This window comes from Brucella anthropi (assembly GCF_046630315.1).
Lineage (GTDB): Bacteria > Pseudomonadota > Alphaproteobacteria > Rhizobiales > Rhizobiaceae > Brucella > Brucella anthropi_A.
In genome coordinates, this window is record NZ_LQBD01000013.1 from 196,715 (window position 1) to 214,668 (window position 17,954).

Consider the following 17,954-nt stretch of genomic DNA (forward strand, 5'->3'; position numbering starts at 1 on the left):
CCTCTTTCAATCCATCAAATCACTTGCGGCCTGGGCCAACCGCAGGCTTATATAGACCAACTTCTGCTCTACTTTGAATATTTTCAATGCGGCATCTCGCTCGAACACAAGTTCGCCCCAAATCGGGGTCATTGCGCGATTTATAATATATTGCTCCAACCGGACGACGTTCCTATGAGCCTTATTGATAATGACGTGCCTTCAACACCATCTGTAACGTCGACAAGACATTTCGGCTGGCTCAAGCGCTACCAACATTTTCTGTTTCCGATAGCAGGCATCGCCATCGCGTTGCTGGCGATCTATGTGCTGGAAAATCTGCTCCAGCACACCTCCCGCACGGAAACACTGGCCGCCCTCCACACTATTTCATGGACGACGCTCGGGCTTGCGGTCTTTTTCACGGCGCTGAGCTATGCTGCCGTGGCGCTTTACGATGTCGTAGCGGTGGACACCATCGCGCCCAACCAGATACCGCGCCGCATCGCAGCGGTTGCCGGTGCGGCTGGCTATGCGATTTCCAACGCGCTCGGTTTCTCGCTCCTGACCGGCGGCGCGCTGCGTTATCGCATCTATGCGGCGGAAGGCATAAGCCTTGCCGATATCGGCAAGATCGTCGGCACTTCATGGTTCGCCATCTGGTTCGCCCTCATCATCATGGTGGGCGCGGCCCTGCTGATCGATCCGCAGGACGTGCCTTTCCTTTCCGCCATCGACGCAAGGATCGATATTGTCGCGGGCATTCTGATCCTTGGCGGCATCGGCTGGCTGATCTACTGGCTTTCGCATGGCCAACGCAGCGTCACCCTCGGTTCTTTCAGCCTGCGCCTGCCCAACTCCAAAGGCGCGCTCACGCAGATTTTCGCCGGTGTGGTGGATGTGGGCGCCGCTGCCGCCACGCTCTATGTATTGATGCCGCAAAGTGCGGTGCCAAGTTTCGCCGTCTTTGCACTCGTTTATGTGATCGCCATCGTGCTTGGCATTGCAAGCCATGCACCGGGCGGGCTTGGCGCTTTCGAGGCGACGATCATCGCAGGGCTTGGCCTTGGCGGAAAGCCGGATGCGATCGCGGGCCTTCTGGCCTATCGCCTGATCTACACGGTGCTTCCCCTCGTGGTTGCCACCGCCGGTATCCTCATCTGGGAGGCCATGCGCCGCCGCCATATGCTTGGCAAGCAGGCACGCTTCGCCAAACGCCTGGTCGAGCCGCTTATCCCCGGCCTTTCGGCCAGCATCATCTTTCTCGGCGGCATCATCCTTCTTGTTTCGGGCGCGACGCCGGACCTTCGCTATCGCGTCAAGCTGCTCTCCGACATCGTTCCTGAATCGCTCATGGAAATGTCGCATCTGGCCGCGAGCCTCGTCGGTGTCGCACTGCTCATCGTCGCGCGCGGCCTGTCGAAGCGGCTGGCGCGCGCCTGGGTGGCGGCGCAAATCCTGCTTCTGTGCGGCGCCGCCTTTTCCCTGACCAAGGGGCTCGACTGGGAAGAGGCCACCATCCTCTGCATTTTCGCCCTTACACTTTGGGGATTCCGGGATTCGTTCTATCGCCGCCCGATCTCGGGTCCGTTCGACCTGAGCTGGAACTGGATCGCGACCGTCGGCACGACTGTGCTGGTTTCCACATGGCTCGGCTTTTTCGTCTATCGCCACGTGGAATATTCCAACGATCTCTGGTGGGATTTCGCATGGAACGGCAATGCGCCCCGTTTTTTGCGCGCCACCGTACTCGTTTTCGCCGTGGTGGCTGCGGCAGGTCTCTATTCGCTCATCAATCGAAATGGGCACCGCAGGCGGAAGGTGGATTATTCCATACCGGATGCTGTACCCAATCTTGTCGCCCAATGGCCGCATACGGATGCCGCCCTGGCGCTGCTCGGCGACAAACAATTCCTTCTCGCGCCTGACAACAGCGCCTTCATCATGTATGCGCAATCCGGCGGCAGCCTGATTGCGCTTGGTGAGCCCATCGGCAATGCCCAAACGGGCAAGGAGCTTGCCTGGTCCTTTCATGGGCTGGCCGACAAGCTTGCGCTGCGAACCGTGTTCTACGGCGTCGGGCCGCAAAGCCTGCCGCTGTTTCTGGACATGGGACTGGTTGCCCTGAAGCTTGGCGAGGTCGCTCGCGTGGAGCTTACGAATTTCTCCCTGGAAGGCCCGCGCCGTCAGCCATTTCGTTACGCCGATCGTAAGGTCGACAAGGACGGCCTGACATTTGAAATCATTCCGGCTGCGGATGTGCCGCCGCTGATCCCGCGTCTGCGCGCGATTTCCGACGCCTGGCTCGATTTCAAGTCTGGCAGCGAAAAGGGGTTTTCGCTCGGTTATTTCGACGATGAATACATGAAACGTTTCGACGTCGCGGTGCTGAAACAGGACGGGGAAATCGTGGCTTTCGCCAATATGTGGCGCGGCGCGGACAAATATGAAGTCACTGTCGACCTCATGCGATATATGCCCAATGTGCATAAACTCCTGATGGACGCGCTCTTCGCCAAGCTGCTGATGGCCAGCAAGGAAGAAGGCTACAAGTGGTTCAATCTCGGTGCCGCCCCGCTTTCCGGCCTGAGCGGCAGCAGGCTGGCTTCCCGCTGGAACCGTTTTGGCTCCTTCATCTATCGCCGCGGCGCGGACCTCTATCACTTTGACGGCCTGAAGGCGTTCAAGGAAAAATTCGACCCCGTCTGGACCCCGCATTACATGGTGTGTCCCGGCGGCCTTGAAACGCCCCGCGCCCTTCTCGATGCCACGACCCTCATCAATGGCAGCCCTCTGGAGTTCATCCGCAAATGACGAAAAGACGTATTCTCCTTACTGTTCTGGGGCTCGCGCTGGTGGCTGCGGCTGGGGTGTATGGCGCAATGCATACCGGCAAGATCGCCCGGCTCTGGACAAAGATCACCGATTCCGACGAACCGGTTATCCATGCCAGCGCGGAACGGCTGTCCAATATTCCAGTCTATATGCCCAAGAACGATCCCGTTGGCCTCGCAATCCTGCTGAGTGACGAAGGCGGCATCGGCGAACGGGAAAAAAGCTTCATGGATGCCATGCTTGCCCGGAACATGATCGTCCTGCCGGTCGAGCTTGGGCCCTGGCGCGCCGCTCTCGATAAGGAGGACGGCGAATGCAACTATCTGGACTCCGATTTTGAAGCCATCGCCAAGGAAGCGCTGCGCGGGCTCGATCTCGGCGTCTATTTTCACCCTGTTCTGACCGGGATCGGCCAGGGCGGAACCATTGCCTATGCCGCCGCCTCCGATTCTCCCGATGCAACGATTGCAGGCGCGGTTTCGCTGGACCCAACGCCCGCGAGAACCCGCCTTCCCTCCTGTACGGAGCAGGCAGAGGCCATCAAGGGGGCGGATGGCAGCTTTGCCTATGGCTTCAACGCGGCACTTCCAGCGCCCGCCCTTGTGATCGGACCGGCCGGATCGCCGGTCAATAATCCGGTAACGGCCCGCCAGCAGAATGTCGCCGTGCTTCAATCGGCACCGGAATTCCCCGCCCGTCTGAAAATGGCCGTCGACAACGTCGTCGCCATGGCAGACCAGGACGCCAAGAACGAAGCCCTGCCTGTCGTCGACCTGCCTGCCAAGGGAGGAAAAGCCGATCTGGTCGCGGTGTTTTATTCCGGCGATGGCGGCTGGCGCGATCTCGACAAATCCATCGGTGAATGGTTGCAGGCTCATGGCGTCCACGTGATCGGCGTGGATTCACTGCGCTATTTCTGGTCGGAACGGACGCCGGAAGAAATTGCCTCCGACACGACCGCCATGATCAAAAAAGTGGACCCGACGAACAGATTGCCCGTTGCCGTGCTCGGCTATTCCTTCGGAGCCGATACTTTCCCCTTTGCGTGGAAATATCTGGACCCTGCCATACAGGACCGCACGAAGCTGATCGGCCTTCTCGGTGTCGAAACGACAACGACGTTTCAAGTGTCCATCGAAGGCTGGCTCGGAATGGATGGCGACAAGGACGTGGTTCCGGCCATCTCGACGATCCCGCTTGATCGTGTGGTTTGTGTCTATGGCGAAGAAGAAGACGATACTGCCTGTACGGCTGCCGAGCTGAAGGGCATGGACGTCATGAAACTGGCCGGCGGTCATCATTTCGATGAAAATTACGAGCCGATTGCCGCGAGCCTTCTGGAAAAGATGCGGACCCGGGCAGGATTGCCCCCACGGCCAGCCAGCTGAGGTTTCAAAAAGAGCAACGGCAATGTTCAGGCAGAAAGCCCCGCGCGCGGTCAAACGCGCCAGGCTTATTGATGGCTTCATCAATGCTGATCAGAAACCCGTCAGAAAACTGATTTCCCTGCGAAGCAAGTGCCCACTTTTGAGCGACATTCCTAAAGCGGTGCCGTTAAAGCAGAATCGCTGAAACCGCCATAACTAATTGTTTTTTCGCAATTTTACTGGAAATTCTCTAGATCAATCGGCTGAGGATTATGCATGTCGTTGCGCTACAGATCGCAGTCAGCGCGAATAGTTTTGGCAGCGACAGACGCTCGATCCATGCAATTGACCACATACGGGGCGCACGGGCGCCCTTCTTATCAATCATTGTCCCCTCCCAGTATTTTTGAATAGTTTTTATCATGCAGTCAAAATCTGTCACCTTCAACTTTCGTTTACGACAGCGCACGGCTTAGGCTGTAGTGACGAACATCTTTATCGACTGGGAGTCGGCGCACCAAAAGCTCAGCTCAATCGAAACAGGAATGCCGGAGTATGATTGAGGTGATGAGAAAAATGAAGCAAGCGGAAGCGATGAAAAATGTCGCGTCCTGTAAAGCCTTGATCAACAATCGCGGATAAATAATTGATTTTGGTGAGCGCGCAGGGATTCGAACCCTGGACCTACTGATTAAAAGTCAGTTGCTCTACCGGCTGAGCTACGCGCTCCCTGAAGGAGAAAATCGCCCCCGGAAGTGCGGCGGAACATAAGGGCGGCTTACGGATTGGTCAACACCATAAAATCAGGTTTCTCCAACATAAATTCAAAAAATTACGGCTATGAGCATACCCGCGACACACCTTTTCTGCTGGATGTCGTTAGTTGAAGGCTTTTCAAGCCTCTCGCCCGCCAAAAACCAGCGTAAGAAAGCTGATTCTGAATCACTGCCCGTTCAACCGGGTAACCTTGCAACCTCGCTTTTACACGCCGGGCCTTGCCGCCCAGTCGCGCTAAGGCTATTTTCATTTGAATGATCTAATCAGCGCGGTGTTTCATGTCTCTGGCCACCAGGGCTTTTTACCATTTTCGACGCTCCCTGTCCGGCGTCGGTATGGCACTGGGCACGCTGTTCTTTGCGGCGGCACTCACTCCAAGCCTCATTCCGCGCACCTATGTCATGCAGGGAATTCTCGGCGGCGTCGCCTTCGGCGCCGGTTATGGCATCGGCGTGCTATGGCGCTGGCTGTGGCATTATCTTGAATTGCCCGAACCCCGACACAGGCTGCGCAGCCGCGTCAATCTTGTTGTCGGTATTGTCTGTCTGGCAGTTGCCGTCGCAGCACTCCATTTCGCTGCCGGATGGCAGAATTCCGTTCGTGCCGTCATGAACATGGAGCCGGTACCGAGCGCTTATCCCGTAAGCGTCTGTGTTCTGGCAGTGCTGACATTTCTTGTTTTGCTGATTCTTGTTCGCCTTCTCATCGGATTGGGAAGATATATCTCTGCCAAAGTGCAGCGCATCATGCCGCGCCGCGTGGCGAATGTCCTGGGTGTCGCAATCACAGTGGTCCTTGTCTGGACCGTTGCCAATGGCGTGCTCATCCAGTCCGCATTCAAAGTTCTGGACCGTTCATTTCGCGAGTATGATGCCCTGATCGAGCCGGATCGCCCGCAACCAACAGCAGCCGACAAGACGGGGAGCGCCGCCTCGCTTTTGCATTGGAATGAACTTGGGCGTGCCGGACGCGAATTCGTTTCCTCCGGCCCACAGGCTGGCAATATCACAGCCCTGACCGGCGAAAATGCTCTTGAGCCGATACGGGTTTACGCCGGTCTACAGATTGCGGATACGCCCGAACAGCGGGCCGAACGCGCACTTGAGGAACTAAAACGGCAGAAGGGGTTTGACCGATCGATCCTGGTCGTCATCACGCCGACCGGCACCGGATGGGTAGACCCCGCAGCAATCGATGGACTGGAATTTCTGCATAATGGTGACGTTGCCAGTGTCGCCATGCAATATTCCTATCTTTCCAGCCCCTTGTCCTTGTTCTTTCAACCGGAATATGGAGCAGAGGCCTCGCGCGCCCTCTTCACCACTATCTATAATTACTGGAAAGACCTGCCGCGTGACCAGCGCCCTCGCCTCTATCTCTATGGTTTGAGCCTTGGCGCGATGAATTCCGAAGTCTCGGCTGAACTTTTCGAGATGCTGGATGACCCGATCAACGGCGCATTGTGGAGTGGGCCGCCCTTCCCGAGCCGCGATTGGAAAGCCATGACCAGGCGCAGAAATCCCGGAACGCCTGAATGGCTGCCGGTTTTCCGCGACGGTTCCTTTGCACGTTTCATGAACCAGAACGGCGAGGCGCCGGGCAATGGAACCCGGTGGGGGCCATTGCGCGTGGTTTACCTGCAATATGCCAGCGATCCGGTGACTTTCTTCGATAGTTCGTCCCTCTACCGCCAGCCCGGCTGGATGCGTGAACCACGCGGACCGGACGTTTCACCGCAGTTGCGATGGTATCCGGTCGTGACCATGCTCCAGCTTACGCTCGACATGGCTTTTGGGACCACGACCCCGATGGGATATGGGCATGTCTATGCGCCGGAACATTACGTCGATGCATGGATTGAGGTCACGGGCGTGACGGGATGGGACGCAGACAAGATTGCCACGCTCAAAAACTATCTTCGTCAGAAAATGGATCGACCGGATATCGAAGGTTATCAACAGCGCGGCGGATAAGGCCGCGCTGTTCGTTTCTCGACTGTAGCAATCGAGCATTTCCGATGTTTCAATCGAAACAGGCAATGCTCTCCTTTATCAGAACGCTACTGTCAGTATGGTGAATAGCACTGCTGACGGGGGCCGTTATAGGGCTGGAAAGTATTGTCCGAAGCCCGGTAGGACCTGTAACGATTATAGCACCACTGGATATGGGCATTGCTGTAACCATAAGCAGGCGCGCGATAGACCGGCGGGGGCGGCGGAGATGCAAGCGCACCGCCGATGATTGCGCCTGCGCCAAAGGCTGCAAGCGGATACCACCAGCCATCATTATGGCGGCGATAGCCGTGGCGATAATGCCGATAGCCGCGATGACCGTTCCAGTAGCCCGGCCCCGGACGATACGGACGGCCATGCCAGCCAGGACGAGGCCCAGGCCGGTGCCTGCCCCAATGTCCATAGCCCGGCCCGCGCCGCCAGCGCTCGTCACGGACCTGTTGAATATTGTCATTTCCACTGGCTGCGCTTGCCGCAGGCGCGACGGGCATGACGGGCGCCGCCGAAACCGGAACCATTGCCCCGACCAAAAAGCTTGCACCGACAAGGCCGACCATCATCTTTTTGAAGGTTTTCATCCTGTGCTTCTCCATTTCAGTGATGCCATCATCGCTGGCCGTTTATGAATGCCCGCTGAATATTGCCGGAAAATACGTGCATGTTTTCTTCAGGCCGCACTCCATGGTTATTTGATCGGAAATCTAACGAAAGAAGTGCTGTTTCGTTCGGCCTACTCCATTATTTTGGTTAGCAAATTACACAACAATGAGATAACTTGCGTGAAATCGGGGCTGTTTGTAAGCGTTTTCAGCGAGTGAGGTTTGCATTGGCGACAGGAATACAGCCGTCAGTAAAAGTGTTGGGAGCATCCTTTTCCCAGGAAGCAAATCCTTTCACGGCGGCAGTTGAACTGACGCCCATGCCAATGCTCATCACCAATCCACGCCTGCCCGACAACCCGATCGTCTTTGCCAACAAGGCCTTCCAGACCCTCACCGGTTACGACAGCGAGGAAATCATCGGGAAGAACTGCCGTTTCCTTCAGGGACCGGCGACAGACCCCAGACATGTCGAGATGATCCGCGCGGCACTCGATACCGAGCAGTCGGTCGATATCGATATCCTCAACTATAAGAAATCAGGCGAACCATTCTGGAATCGTCTGCATATTTCTCCGGTGAAAACCCAGGATGGCGCGCTTCATCATTTCGTTTCATCGCAACTGGATGTAACGCTGGAACTCGGCAAATTGGTCGAGCTGGAAAAAGAACGCGAAACGCTTTCGATCGAAAAGCAACGCAGCAATGATCAGCTTCAGTATATTGTCGAGGTGGCGAATATCGGCTTCTGGACGCGGGACTGCAATACGGGTGAAATCAACTGCTCGGCCGAATATCGACGCATTTTTGGACTGACCCCGGACGAGCCCGTCCATTACGACAAGATCATCGACATGGTGGTGCTTGAAGATCGAATGACGCTGCTTCACCATTCGCAGGAATCTTTCGCCACCGGCAAGCCTTTCCGGGTGGAATATCGCATCACCAACAGGCTGGGTCAGGTGCGCTGGGTGGAAACCCGCGCCAAAGCCCTCCTGGGCAAATCCCCCACGCTTCTGGGCATTGTTATCGACGTTACCGAACGCAAGAAGGTCGAAGCTGACAAGGCACTGGTCACGCGCGAGCTTTCACATCGCTTCAAGAATTCGATGGCAATGGTGCAATCGATCGCCAACCAGACCTTGCGCAATGCCACCAACCCCCAAACGGCGAACGAACTGTTCAGCGAGCGGCTTCGGGCTTTAAGCCAGGCCCACGACATGCTGCTGAAGGATGACTGGACGGGCACGTCCATCAGCCGGATATGCGAAACCGCCCTCGCGCCGTTCAACAGCACTTTCGGCCACCGTATTCGCGCACACGGCCCCGCACTTGTGGTCAGCGATCGGGTAACGGTATCGTTATCGCTGGGCCTATACGAACTTGCAACAAACGCCGTGAAATATGGTGCGCTCTCCAATGAAAGCGGCACAGTCCAGTTCAGCTGGAACGTCATCGAAAAACACGGAACACGGCGATTCCACATGCGCTGGGTTGAAAGCGGCGGGCCGACGGTCGAACGCCCTGCCCGCCGTGGTTTTGGTCAGCGGCTGCTCTATTCCGTACTTACAGGCGAGCTGAAAGCCACATGTGATGTCGACTTCGCACCCGGCGGACTGGTCATTGATGTGCTTGCCCCCATGACGCCGGACGTCTTTCCCTAAATCGACACTCTTTCAGACACGCAAGCCAGGCCAATAGGAAAGGGAGCAGCGAAACCGCTGCTCCCTTGCTTCTTTTCAGTTATGGGGACCGCGTCGGCGCGGCTCCATATAAATCCGGTCGCGATGATGATTGCGATCACGACGCCAGCGACGATCACGGTCCCGTTCGCGATAATAGCGTGGCGAATGGCGATCATTGCGCCAACGGCGATCCGTAATGCAACGGCCACTTGGGGTACGAACCATGCCGCGACCGCAGCGATAATCGACCTGAATGGCAGGGCTCGCGCCATCAACGGCAATGGCCGGCACAGTGACCGGAGCGACAGGCGCGGCGGCCTCGGCAACTGCTGTGACCGCAAAAAGCGCGAGAGCCGCTGAAAGTACTGTAAACTTCATTCTGGGACCCTTTCCCGAATTTGCCAGAATTGGAATCTTGCCCGCAGATAGGTAGGCCAAACAGCCATTTGGTAAAGTCACTTAATCTTACGATGCCCTATCAATCTCGAGCGCGCGCACCGGAAAAGAACCTTCCCCAATACCCCAATTAATAACCTGCAATTTTGCGGAGAGATTTTTAAGAAAGTCGGGATATCAGGAGCCCGTTGAGTTTGCACATACCCCTTTGAAGCAAGGGAAAAGCCGCAGAATCTCCAATCCGCGCAGCCGATCGGGCACCGGTTCAGGACCGGTAGCGGGGCGGAGCCTTGCGGTTATCGCAAGGAGCAAGAACATGGATTATTCGACCTCTGAAATCGACACCACATGGGGGGAGAAAACCGGCCTGGGCACCACCCGGGCCGAATGGGTCGAGCTGGTGAGCAGTCTGCCCGAAGACCATGCGCTCTTTCTCCGCGATCTCATCAACGGTCATCGGGCGCAATTTGTCGGCGTTTTCTATGATCGCCTGATGAGCAACCGCGATGCAGCCGCCTTTCTGTCGCAGAAAATGGTCCAGGAACGCCTGCATAATTCGCTGAGCGACTGGCTTTTGAAGATGTTTCAGAGAAAGGCGGACGATGTCGATGCATTCATCCGCGAGCAGCGCAAGGTTGGCGAAGTTCACGCCCGCATCGACGTGCCGATCCATGTCGTCATGCAGGGTGCACGCCTGCTCAAGAACGAGATCATTCGCCGCCTGGAGCAGGAGGTCGAAACCCGCGAAGCGCTGGCGCGCCTGATCGTCCATGTCAGCAATGCCATCGACATCGCGATTGAAATCATGAGCCAGGCTTTTGTGAAAGATGCACGTGAAAGCGCCCAGACCGACGAGGCCTATCGGGCTTTCACGCTGAGCCACGATTTTCCACTCGAGCGCGAATCGCAACGCGCCGCGCTCATGGAATGGAGCCAATCGCTCCTCTTCAACCTGTACGGCAATGCCGACAGTCCGCTTCGCTCGCTCGCAAGTTCCGATTTTGGCCTTTGGTTGCAGCACAAGGCTGACCTCATGTTTTCCAATTCCGGCACATTGGACAATATTCGCCGCAACGTGGACCATATCGACAATGTTCTCCTGCCGGCCATCAACAATGCCCGCCGGAACGACCCGGCCAGTCTCGCAGCTTCGCTCACCCTGTTTCAAACCAAGATCGGCGAAGTGAAGTTCCTGCTGTCTGAACTGTTTCAGGCAGCGGCGGCACTCGAAACAGGCCGCGATCCGCTGACGCGCGCGCTCAATCGCCGTTTCATGCCCTCCATACTGACCCGCGAAGTGCGGATGGCTTCACAAAAGGCCATGGATCTCAGCGTCCTGATGATCGACATCGATCATTTCAAGACCATAAACGATACATATGGGCACAGCGGTGGCGATGCGGTCCTTCAGCAGGTCGCCGAGGCGATCCTGTCATTATGCCGTCCGAGCGATTTCGTTTTCCGCTATGGCGGGGAAGAGTTTCTGGTGGCTCTTGTGGAAGCCGACGCAGACAGGGCTTTCGCCATCGGCGAGGAACTGCGCAAGCAGATAGCGCAACAGCCGATGAACCTTCCCGATGGTGCATGCCAGTCTGTAACCCTGTCCATCGGAGTTGCGGCATTCAACGGCCATCCCGACTACAGCCATCTCGTCAATGCCGCCGATCGCGCGCTCTACCGGGCCAAGCAAGGCGGGCGCAATCGCTGCGAAAGGGAGGCACCACTCGCGATTCATTGATTGGAGAGGCATTTTGACATCTGGCGGTTGCGCTGCAAAACCGCCATATGTCCCCCTTATGACAGACAGTTCCGCCGCCCCCATTTCCGAGACAGCCGCACAAAAGCCCCGCGAACGCGATGCGCTGGAAGCTTCTTTCCTGCCGCAACAGGCCGACGCACCGCCCGTAGACTGGATCATCGCGGAAGGGCTGACCGACTATGAGGACGCCCTCGCCTTCATGGAGGCGCGCGTCCAGGCCATTCGGGATGACACCGCAAACGAACTGGTCTGGCTGGTGGAACACCCCCCACTCTACACCGCAGGCACGAGCGCCAATGCAAGCGATCTGCTGGCGCCTGACAGCCTGCCTGTCTTCAACACGGGACGCGGCGGCGAATATACCTATCATGGCCCCGGCCAGCGTGTTGCCTATGTGATGCTCGACCTGAAACGCCGCCGCGAGGATGTGCGCGCCTTCGTGGCCGCCCTTGAGCAATGGATCATTGAAAGCCTTGCCGAATTCAATGTCAAAGGCGAGCGCCGCGAGGATCGCGTCGGCGTGTGGGTGACACGGCCCGAAAAGCCCCGTCTTGCCGATGGCGGCATGTGCGAGGACAAGATTGCCGCCATCGGCATCCGTCTTCGCCGCTGGGTAAGCTTTCATGGCATCGCCATCAATGTCGAACCCGATCTTGGTCATTATTCCGGCATTGTTCCCTGCGGAATTTCAGAGCATGGCGTCACCAGCCTTGTCGATCTCGGATTGCCGGTGACAATGGGAGACATGGATGTCGCGCTTGGCAGGGCGTTCGAGACGGTATTCGGAGCCCGCCAGCTAAAATAGCGCACCTCAGGCCACGGCATCAGCTTTCACACGGCGCTCGCGCATGAACACATAGAATCCCGATCCGACGATGATGGCGATGCCGCACCATTTCGATGGTGTCGGAAAATCGCCGAACACGATCAGGCCCACCAGAACCGCATTGACGATTTCCAGATACTGGAATGGCGCCAGCATGGAAGCCGGGGCAAGCTTGAACGCCTGCACCACCATCAGATGGCTGACGGTTCCAATCGTTCCCAGAAGCAGCAGAAGCAGCCAGGGTAGGATGCCTTGCGGCAGGCCGAAACCAAGGTCGCCGATCCCCGCCTCGGTTCCGATAATCATGGCGATCCCGGCCATCATCCATCCGCCGACACCGGCATAGAACTGCATCACAAGCGGGCTTTCCTTCGCGCCATATTTGCGGTTGAGGATCAGGTAGATCGCAAAAGTCACGGCGGTTGCCAGCGGCAGGAGCGAAACAGCGCCAAAGATCTCAAAACTGGGCTGGATCACGATCATCGTGCCGATGAGGCCGATGCCAACGGCGCTGAACCGTCTCCAGCCCACTTTTTCTTTGAGGAAAATCGCGGAGAAAAGCGTGAGGATGAGCGGCTCGGCAAAGAAAACGGCCATAGCATCCGCGAGCGGCATGTATTTGACCGCCGTGAAAAAACATAAGCCGCCGAAACCCATCAGCGCGCCCCGGACGAGATTGCCCGCCAGATGCTGCGTCCGCAATGCCGTAAAGCCGCCTGTGACGAGCAGGATGAAGCACATCAGCCAGCACTGAATGAAAAACCGCATGAACGTGACCGTGGCCGGAGGCATGCTGTCCGCCATGGCAAGCCACTTGCCGATCGCATCCATCAGCGGCAGCAAAAGCACCGAGAGCACCATGATCGCCATGCCCTTGACGTGTGCTTCCACGCCGCCTGTCGCGCTGCCCTGCATTTCAAACTCTCGGTATCTGGAATATTCCCCGCTATCGCTCTATGCGAACTGCGGCAGCGTTTCCATCCCCTTTAACCGGAAATATCCCGGTGGTTTGACTTTCGCCTTCTTTCTGGTGCAAATCAGTCCGGTTCTGCGCAAAACCCTTTGAAAAAGCCGTGTGAAAGCGGAACGTAAGGCGAACTTTATTCGCCTTTCGCGAGCGTACATGGCATCATTCAGGTGATTCGCGAACAATATTTTCCGGTCAATGGCGAGCAGGCTCGGCAACGACCTCCTGAAATTCAGATAGAGAGCTTTTCGAAACAGATGGACGATAGCAACGATCTCTTTTCGAGAGTGGTCAACAATGCCAGGGCCCGGGAACAGGAACAGGGGCGACAGAGTGAAAAAACTTTGGCGCCGCAGCCTGTCGCGCAGCCGGTGGCCACGCCGTCGCTCTCTGTTCCAAAGCCGGTCACGGCCAAGACGCCGCCTGCCTCATCGTCCGGCGACGACTATAACGCTTCGTCCATCCGTGTTCTGGAGGGCCTGGAGCCGGTGCGTCTGCGTCCCGGCATGTATATTGGCGGCACCGACGAAAAGGCCCTGCATCACCTCTTCGCCGAAGTCATCGATAACTCGATGGACGAAGCAGTCGCGGGACACGCCAATTTCATCGAAGTGAGTTTCGATGCCGACGGGTTTGTCACGGTTTCGGACAATGGACGCGGCATCCCCGTGGATGAACATCCGCAGGTGCCCGGAAAGTCCACGCTCGAAGTCATCATGACCAAGCTGCATGCCGGCGGCAAATTCGACGGCAAGGCCTATGAAACATCAGGCGGCCTGCATGGCGTGGGCGTTTCGGTGGTGAACGCGCTTTCCGATGTGCTGGAAGTGGAGGTCGCCCGCAATCGCCGTCTTTATCGCCAGCGTTTTTCGCGCGGCATTCCGCAGGGCGGGCTGGAAGACGTGGGCGAAGTGCATAATCGTCGCGGCACCCGCGTCCGCTTCCATCCCGATCCCGATATTTTCGGCAAGACGGCGCAGTTCGATCCGCATCGCCTCTATCGCATGGCGCGTTCCAAGGCCTATCTGTTCGGCGGCGTTGAAATCCGCTGGAACTGCGATCCGTCCCTGCTCGACCCGAAGAAGGAAACACCTGAAAAGGCCGTGTTCCACTTCCCCGGTGGCCTGAAGGACTATCTCGAAGCCTCGCTTGGCAAGGAACATCAGGTCACACGCGAGGTTTTCGCAGGCAAGACCGAAAAGCAGGGCGGTCACGGCGCTGTCGAATGGGCCGTCTCATGGTTTGGAGGCGACGGGTTTGTCCATTCCTATTGCAACACCATTCCGACCGGCGATGGCGGCACGCATGAAGCAGGCCTGCGCATTGCCCTCACGCGGGGGCTGAAAGCCTATGCGGAACTGACCAACAACAAGCGCGCTTCGATCATCACGACCGATGACGTGATGGTATCGGCCGCAGGGATGCTGTCGGTTTTTATCCGCGAGCCGGAATTTGTCGGCCAGACCAAGGACAAGCTCGCCACCGTCGAGGCACAGCGCATCGTGGAAAATGCGATCCGTGACCCCTTCGATCACTGGCTCGCCGCTTCTCCACAGGAGGCATCGCGCCTTCTGGAATGGGTGATCGACCGCGCCGATGAACGCCTGCGCCGTCGTCAGGAGAAAGAAACCGTCCGCAAGAGCGCGACGCGCAAGCTGCGCCTGCCCGGCAAGCTTGCCGATTGCACGCAGAACGCGGCAGCTGGGGCGGAATTGTTCATCGTCGAAGGTGACTCGGCAGGTGGTTCGGCCAAACAGGCGCGTAACCGCGCCAATCAGGCTATTTTGCCGTTGCGCGGCAAGATCTTGAATGTTGCCAGCGCCGGGCGCGAAAAGCTGACGGCAAACCAGCAGATCGCCGATCTGGTTCAGGCTCTTGGCTGCGGCACGCGCAAGAACTATCGGGAAGACGATCTGCGTTATGACCGCGTCATCGTCATGACCGACGCCGACGTCGACGGGGCGCATATCGCGTCGCTGCTTATCACATTCTTCTATCAGGAAATGCCCGATCTGATCCGCAATGGTCATCTCTATCTGGCCGTTCCGCCGCTTTTCCGCCTGAGCCAGGGCGGAAAGGTCGCCTATGCGCGTGATGAAGCGCATAAGGATGAACTTCTGCGCACCGTGTTCACCGGACGCGGCAAGGTGGAAATCGGCCGCTTCAAGGGCCTTGGCGAAATGCGCGCCGAACAGCTCAAGGAAACCACCATGGACCCGAAGAAGCGCACGCTTCTGCGCGTTCAGGTGGACGAGGAATATATCGATGAAACCCGCAACACCGTCGATGAACTGATGGGCACCAAGCCGGAAGCGCGTTTCCGTTTCATTCAGGACCGCGCGGCTTTCGTGGAAGAACTGGATATCTAATCGGCGCCTCCACAAACGTTTCCATGCGTTCTCGGACAATTAATGGAGAAGGCCCTGTTTTGTCCAAGTCGATGAACGGCAATCCGCAAGCGCAATGCCGTTCATTCTATTTTTCAATAAAGCTATTCAACTCACTGACACGTCGAGAACTTCAGGCCTTCACCTCAATGCCGAGCCTGGTTTCGATCTCCTCAATCGATTCCTTGACAAAGAATGTCTGATCCGCGCTCAGCGTCACAATGCGCGTGCCGGTTCCATAAACATTATAGGAAAGAACGTGATTGAAATTCACCGCGAGCTTGTCGCCGTTCACTTCCGTCAACATGATCCACATTGCCTGCCCTCTTCCTGATATTATCCGCTCCAAGGAAGGATAGGCGCGATGGATCATTCGGCAACGGCTGCGACAATCTGGGTTCTCAAAGACTGGCGCGCATTCTGACTTTTTTGACACACCTTCCGCAACTCTCCGACCACTCGTCCCCTTGCCAGTCAATCTGGAAACCTGCCTTTTTGTAAAGACCGATAGCGGCAAAATTGTCCGCATGGGTGCCGATCACAGCTTCATCAAAGCCATCGAGCAAGATTTGCGCCATCAGCGCATCGAGGAGCTGCGTGCCGATCCCCTGCCCGTGATGAGGCGGGTCGACCCATAAATCTGAAATATAATTGCTTTTGGGTACGCTCGCGCCCCAGCCAACGATGGCCCCGTCACGTTCGGCGACAAGAACGCCATCCGCATTCTCTTGCAGATCGCGCAGGAACTTCGCTTCCAGCACTTCTTGCCGTTCGGCGGTCAATGCAGCACCACCAGCCGCAATCCGCCAGGCTCTGACGGCCAATGCAGCCATAAAAACAAATTCGCCGGGGAGGCCCCGGCGAACAAGAAGATCGGTTTTTACCACCACTTTGCCGGAGTAAACCGTCCGGCGGCCTGCTCGATGGCGTGAGCCGCCTGAAACAATGTCTCTTCCTCGAACGGGCGCCCGATCAGCTGAAGACCGAGCGGCAGGCCCTTGTCATTGATACCGGCAGGGACGGCAATGCCCGGAAGACCGGCCATATTGACCGTTACCGTGAAGATGTCGTTGAGATACATCTTGACCGGATCATTGGCGAGATTCTCATCGGCAAGGCCAAAGGCAGCCGACGGCGTGGCCGGCGTCAGGATCGCATGCACACCCTTGGCGAATACGTCTTCAAAATCCTTCTTGATCAGCGTACGCACCTTCTGCGCACGCAGATAATAGGCATCGTAATACCCTGCCGAGAGGACATAGGTGCCGATCATGATACGGCGCTTTACTTCCTTGCCAAAGCCAGCCGCACGGGTCTGCTCGTACATGTCGGCAATGTCCTTGCCCGGCACACGCAGGCCGTAACGCACGCCGTCATAGCGGGCGAGGTTCGAAGACGCTTCCGCCGGCGCCACGATGTAATAGGCGGGCAGCGCATATTTTGTGTGCGGCAGCGAAATATCGACGATTTCCGCACCGGCATCCTTGAGATACCGGATACCCTTCTGCCAAAGTTCCTCAATCTCGTCCGGCATGCCGTCGACGCGATATTCCTTCGGAATGCCGATCTTCATGCCCTTGAGCGACTTGCCGATGGCAGCTTCATAGTCAGGAACCGGCAGGTCAACCGATGTCGTGTCCTTGAGATCAAGCGACGCCATGGATTTCAGCAGGATAGCGGCGTCGCGCACGTCGCGGGCGATCGGCCCGGCCTGATCGAGCGACGAAGCGAAGGCCACCGTGCCCCAACGCGAAACGCGGCCATAGGTCGGCTTGATGCCGACCGTGCCTGTAAAGGCTGCGGGCTGACGGATCGAGCCGCCCGTGTCGGTTGCGGTGGCGCCGGCGCAAAGCTGTGCGGCAACTGCGGCAGCCGAACCGCCCGACGAACCGCCCGGCACCAGATCGGCGTTGGAACCGTTAGCGCGCCAGGGATTCTTGACCGCACCGTAATAGGAGGTTTCGTTGGACGAGCCCATCGCGAATTCGTCCATGTTGAGCTTGCCGAGCATCACCGCACCATCGGCCCACAGATTGGCGGTGACGGTCGATTCATATTCCGGCTTGAAACCATCCAGGATGTGGGAGCAGGCCTGCGTGTGCACGCCCTTCGTCGCAAACAGGTCCTTCACGCCGAGCGGAATGCCTTCCAATGCGCCCGCCTCGCCTTTGGAAATGCGTTCATCCGACACCTTGGCCATCGAACGCGCCTGATCGTGTGTGACCTTCACGTAAGCATTGATGGTTTCATTGGCGGAATCGATTGCGGAAAGATAGGCGTCTGTGAGTTCGGTCGCGGTGATGGCCTTGGCCTTCAGCTTGTCGCGCGCCTCGGCAATGGTCAGTGCGGTCAGTTCGCTCATCGT

The 17,954-nt window shown here is 57.4% G+C and carries 13 protein-coding genes and 1 tRNA gene; 7 read left to right on the forward strand and 7 right to left on the reverse strand.

Going from position 1 to position 17,954, the window contains the following annotated elements; translation table 11 throughout:
* Positions 1 to 174: 174 nt before the first annotated feature.
* Positions 175 to 2,793 carry a bifunctional lysylphosphatidylglycerol flippase/synthetase MprF gene (mprF, locus tag AVM02_RS09385; RefSeq protein ID WP_411506698.1) on the forward strand — a complete coding sequence of 873 codons (2,619 nt, stop codon included), beginning with the start codon at positions 175 to 177 and terminating at the stop codon, positions 2,791 to 2,793.
* Entirely contained in the window at positions 2,790 to 4,202 is a 1,413-nt protein-coding gene (locus tag AVM02_RS09390) for an AcvB/VirJ family lysyl-phosphatidylglycerol hydrolase (RefSeq protein WP_411506699.1), read from the forward strand. The genes mprF and AVM02_RS09390 overlap by 4 nt, the downstream gene beginning before the upstream one ends.
* Positions 4,203 to 4,834: 632 nt before the next feature.
* Here AVM02_RS09390 and AVM02_RS09395 read toward each other — a convergent pair.
* Positions 4,835 to 4,910: transfer RNA gene (locus tag AVM02_RS09395), tRNA-Lys, on the reverse strand.
* Between the two features lie 326 nt (positions 4,911 to 5,236).
* Here AVM02_RS09395 and AVM02_RS09400 point away from each other — a divergent pair.
* Entirely contained in the window at positions 5,237 to 6,931 is a 1,695-nt protein-coding gene (locus AVM02_RS09400; RefSeq protein WP_411506700.1) for an alpha/beta hydrolase, read from the forward strand.
* A 92-nt stretch (positions 6,932 to 7,023) separates the two neighbouring features.
* Here the strand turns inward: AVM02_RS09400 and AVM02_RS09405 are convergent, their stop codons facing one another.
* On the reverse strand, positions 7,024 to 7,563 hold the full coding sequence (locus AVM02_RS09405; protein ID WP_411506701.1) for a BA14K family protein: 540 nt from the start codon (positions 7,561 to 7,563) through the stop codon (positions 7,024 to 7,026).
* 233 nt (positions 7,564 to 7,796) lie between these two features.
* On the opposite strand from AVM02_RS09405, the gene AVM02_RS09410 reads away from it, so the two are divergent.
* Positions 7,797 to 9,233 carry an HWE histidine kinase domain-containing protein gene (locus AVM02_RS09410; RefSeq protein ID WP_411506702.1) on the forward strand — a complete coding sequence of 479 codons (1,437 nt, stop codon included), beginning with the start codon at positions 7,797 to 7,799 and terminating at the stop codon, positions 9,231 to 9,233.
* Between the two features lie 75 nt (positions 9,234 to 9,308).
* Here AVM02_RS09410 and AVM02_RS09415 read toward each other — a convergent pair whose 3' ends face one another.
* The gene (locus AVM02_RS09415; RefSeq protein WP_411506703.1) at positions 9,309 to 9,632 is read right to left on the reverse strand and encodes a hypothetical protein; all 324 of its coding nucleotides are present in this window, start codon (positions 9,630 to 9,632) and stop codon (positions 9,309 to 9,311) included.
* A 334-nt stretch (positions 9,633 to 9,966) separates the two neighbouring features.
* Between AVM02_RS09415 and AVM02_RS09420 the strand changes: the two genes are divergently transcribed.
* Together AVM02_RS09420 and lipB are read left to right on the forward strand one after the other, a co-directional pair.
* Positions 9,967 to 11,388 carry a GGDEF domain-containing protein gene (locus tag AVM02_RS09420; protein WP_411506704.1) on the forward strand — a complete coding sequence of 474 codons (1,422 nt, stop codon included), beginning with the start codon at positions 9,967 to 9,969 and terminating at the stop codon, positions 11,386 to 11,388.
* 58 nt (positions 11,389 to 11,446) lie between these two features.
* Complete coding sequence (gene lipB / locus AVM02_RS09425; protein ID WP_411506705.1) at positions 11,447 to 12,214, forward strand: lipoyl(octanoyl) transferase LipB; 768 nt, start codon at positions 11,447 to 11,449, stop codon at positions 12,212 to 12,214.
* Between the two features lie 6 nt (positions 12,215 to 12,220).
* Here lipB and AVM02_RS09430 read toward each other — a convergent pair whose 3' ends face one another.
* Positions 12,221 to 13,150 carry a DMT family transporter gene (locus AVM02_RS09430; protein ID WP_411506706.1) on the reverse strand — a complete coding sequence of 310 codons (930 nt, stop codon included), beginning with the start codon at positions 13,148 to 13,150 and terminating at the stop codon, positions 12,221 to 12,223.
* 309 nt (positions 13,151 to 13,459) lie between these two features.
* On the opposite strand from AVM02_RS09430, the gene parE reads away from it, so the two are divergent.
* Positions 13,460 to 15,571, forward strand: coding sequence for a DNA topoisomerase IV subunit B (gene parE, locus AVM02_RS09435; RefSeq protein WP_411506707.1), 2,112 nt, complete (start codon positions 13,460 to 13,462; stop codon positions 15,569 to 15,571).
* 151 nt (positions 15,572 to 15,722) lie between these two features.
* Here the strand turns inward: parE and AVM02_RS09440 are convergent, their stop codons facing one another.
* From AVM02_RS09440 to gatA, 3 genes are all read right to left on the reverse strand, one after another.
* Positions 15,723 to 15,905, reverse strand: a complete 183-nt coding sequence (locus AVM02_RS09440; protein ID WP_411506708.1) for a hypothetical protein — start codon at positions 15,903 to 15,905, stop codon at positions 15,723 to 15,725.
* Between the two features lie 85 nt (positions 15,906 to 15,990).
* Entirely contained in the window at positions 15,991 to 16,476 is a 486-nt protein-coding gene (locus tag AVM02_RS09445) for an N-acetyltransferase family protein (RefSeq protein WP_411506709.1), read from the reverse strand.
* Positions 16,470 to 17,951, reverse strand: a complete 1,482-nt coding sequence (gene gatA / locus AVM02_RS09450; RefSeq protein WP_411506710.1) for an Asp-tRNA(Asn)/Glu-tRNA(Gln) amidotransferase subunit GatA — start codon at positions 17,949 to 17,951, stop codon at positions 16,470 to 16,472. Before gatA ends, AVM02_RS09445 begins: the two co-directional genes overlap by 7 nt.
* Positions 17,952 to 17,954: the final 3 nt, after the last annotated feature.

Coding starts and splice junctions, on each gene's coding strand:
- mprF (WP_411506698.1), top strand. CDS start 175: ATGAGCCTTATTGATAATGACGTGCCTTCAACACCATCTGTAACGTCG.
- AVM02_RS09390 (WP_411506699.1), top strand. CDS start 2,790: ATGACGAAAAGACGTATTCTCCTTACTGTTCTGGGGCTCGCGCTGGTG.
- AVM02_RS09400 (WP_411506700.1), top strand. CDS start 5,237: ATGTCTCTGGCCACCAGGGCTTTTTACCATTTTCGACGCTCCCTGTCC.
- AVM02_RS09405 (WP_411506701.1), bottom strand. CDS start 7,563: ATGGAGAAGCACAGGATGAAAACCTTCAAAAAGATGATGGTCGGCCTT.
- AVM02_RS09415 (WP_411506703.1), bottom strand. CDS start 9,632: ATGAAGTTTACAGTACTTTCAGCGGCTCTCGCGCTTTTTGCGGTCACA.
- AVM02_RS09420 (WP_411506704.1), top strand. CDS start 9,967: ATGGATTATTCGACCTCTGAAATCGACACCACATGGGGGGAGAAAACC.
- lipB (WP_411506705.1), top strand. CDS start 11,447: ATGACAGACAGTTCCGCCGCCCCCATTTCCGAGACAGCCGCACAAAAG.
- AVM02_RS09430 (WP_411506706.1), bottom strand. CDS start 13,150: ATGCAGGGCAGCGCGACAGGCGGCGTGGAAGCACACGTCAAGGGCATG.
- parE (WP_411506707.1), top strand. CDS start 13,460: ATGGACGATAGCAACGATCTCTTTTCGAGAGTGGTCAACAATGCCAGG.
- AVM02_RS09440 (WP_411506708.1), bottom strand. CDS start 15,905: ATGTGGATCATGTTGACGGAAGTGAACGGCGACAAGCTCGCGGTGAAT.
- gatA (WP_411506710.1), bottom strand. CDS start 17,951: ATGAGCGAACTGACCGCACTGACCATTGCCGAGGCGCGCGACAAGCTG.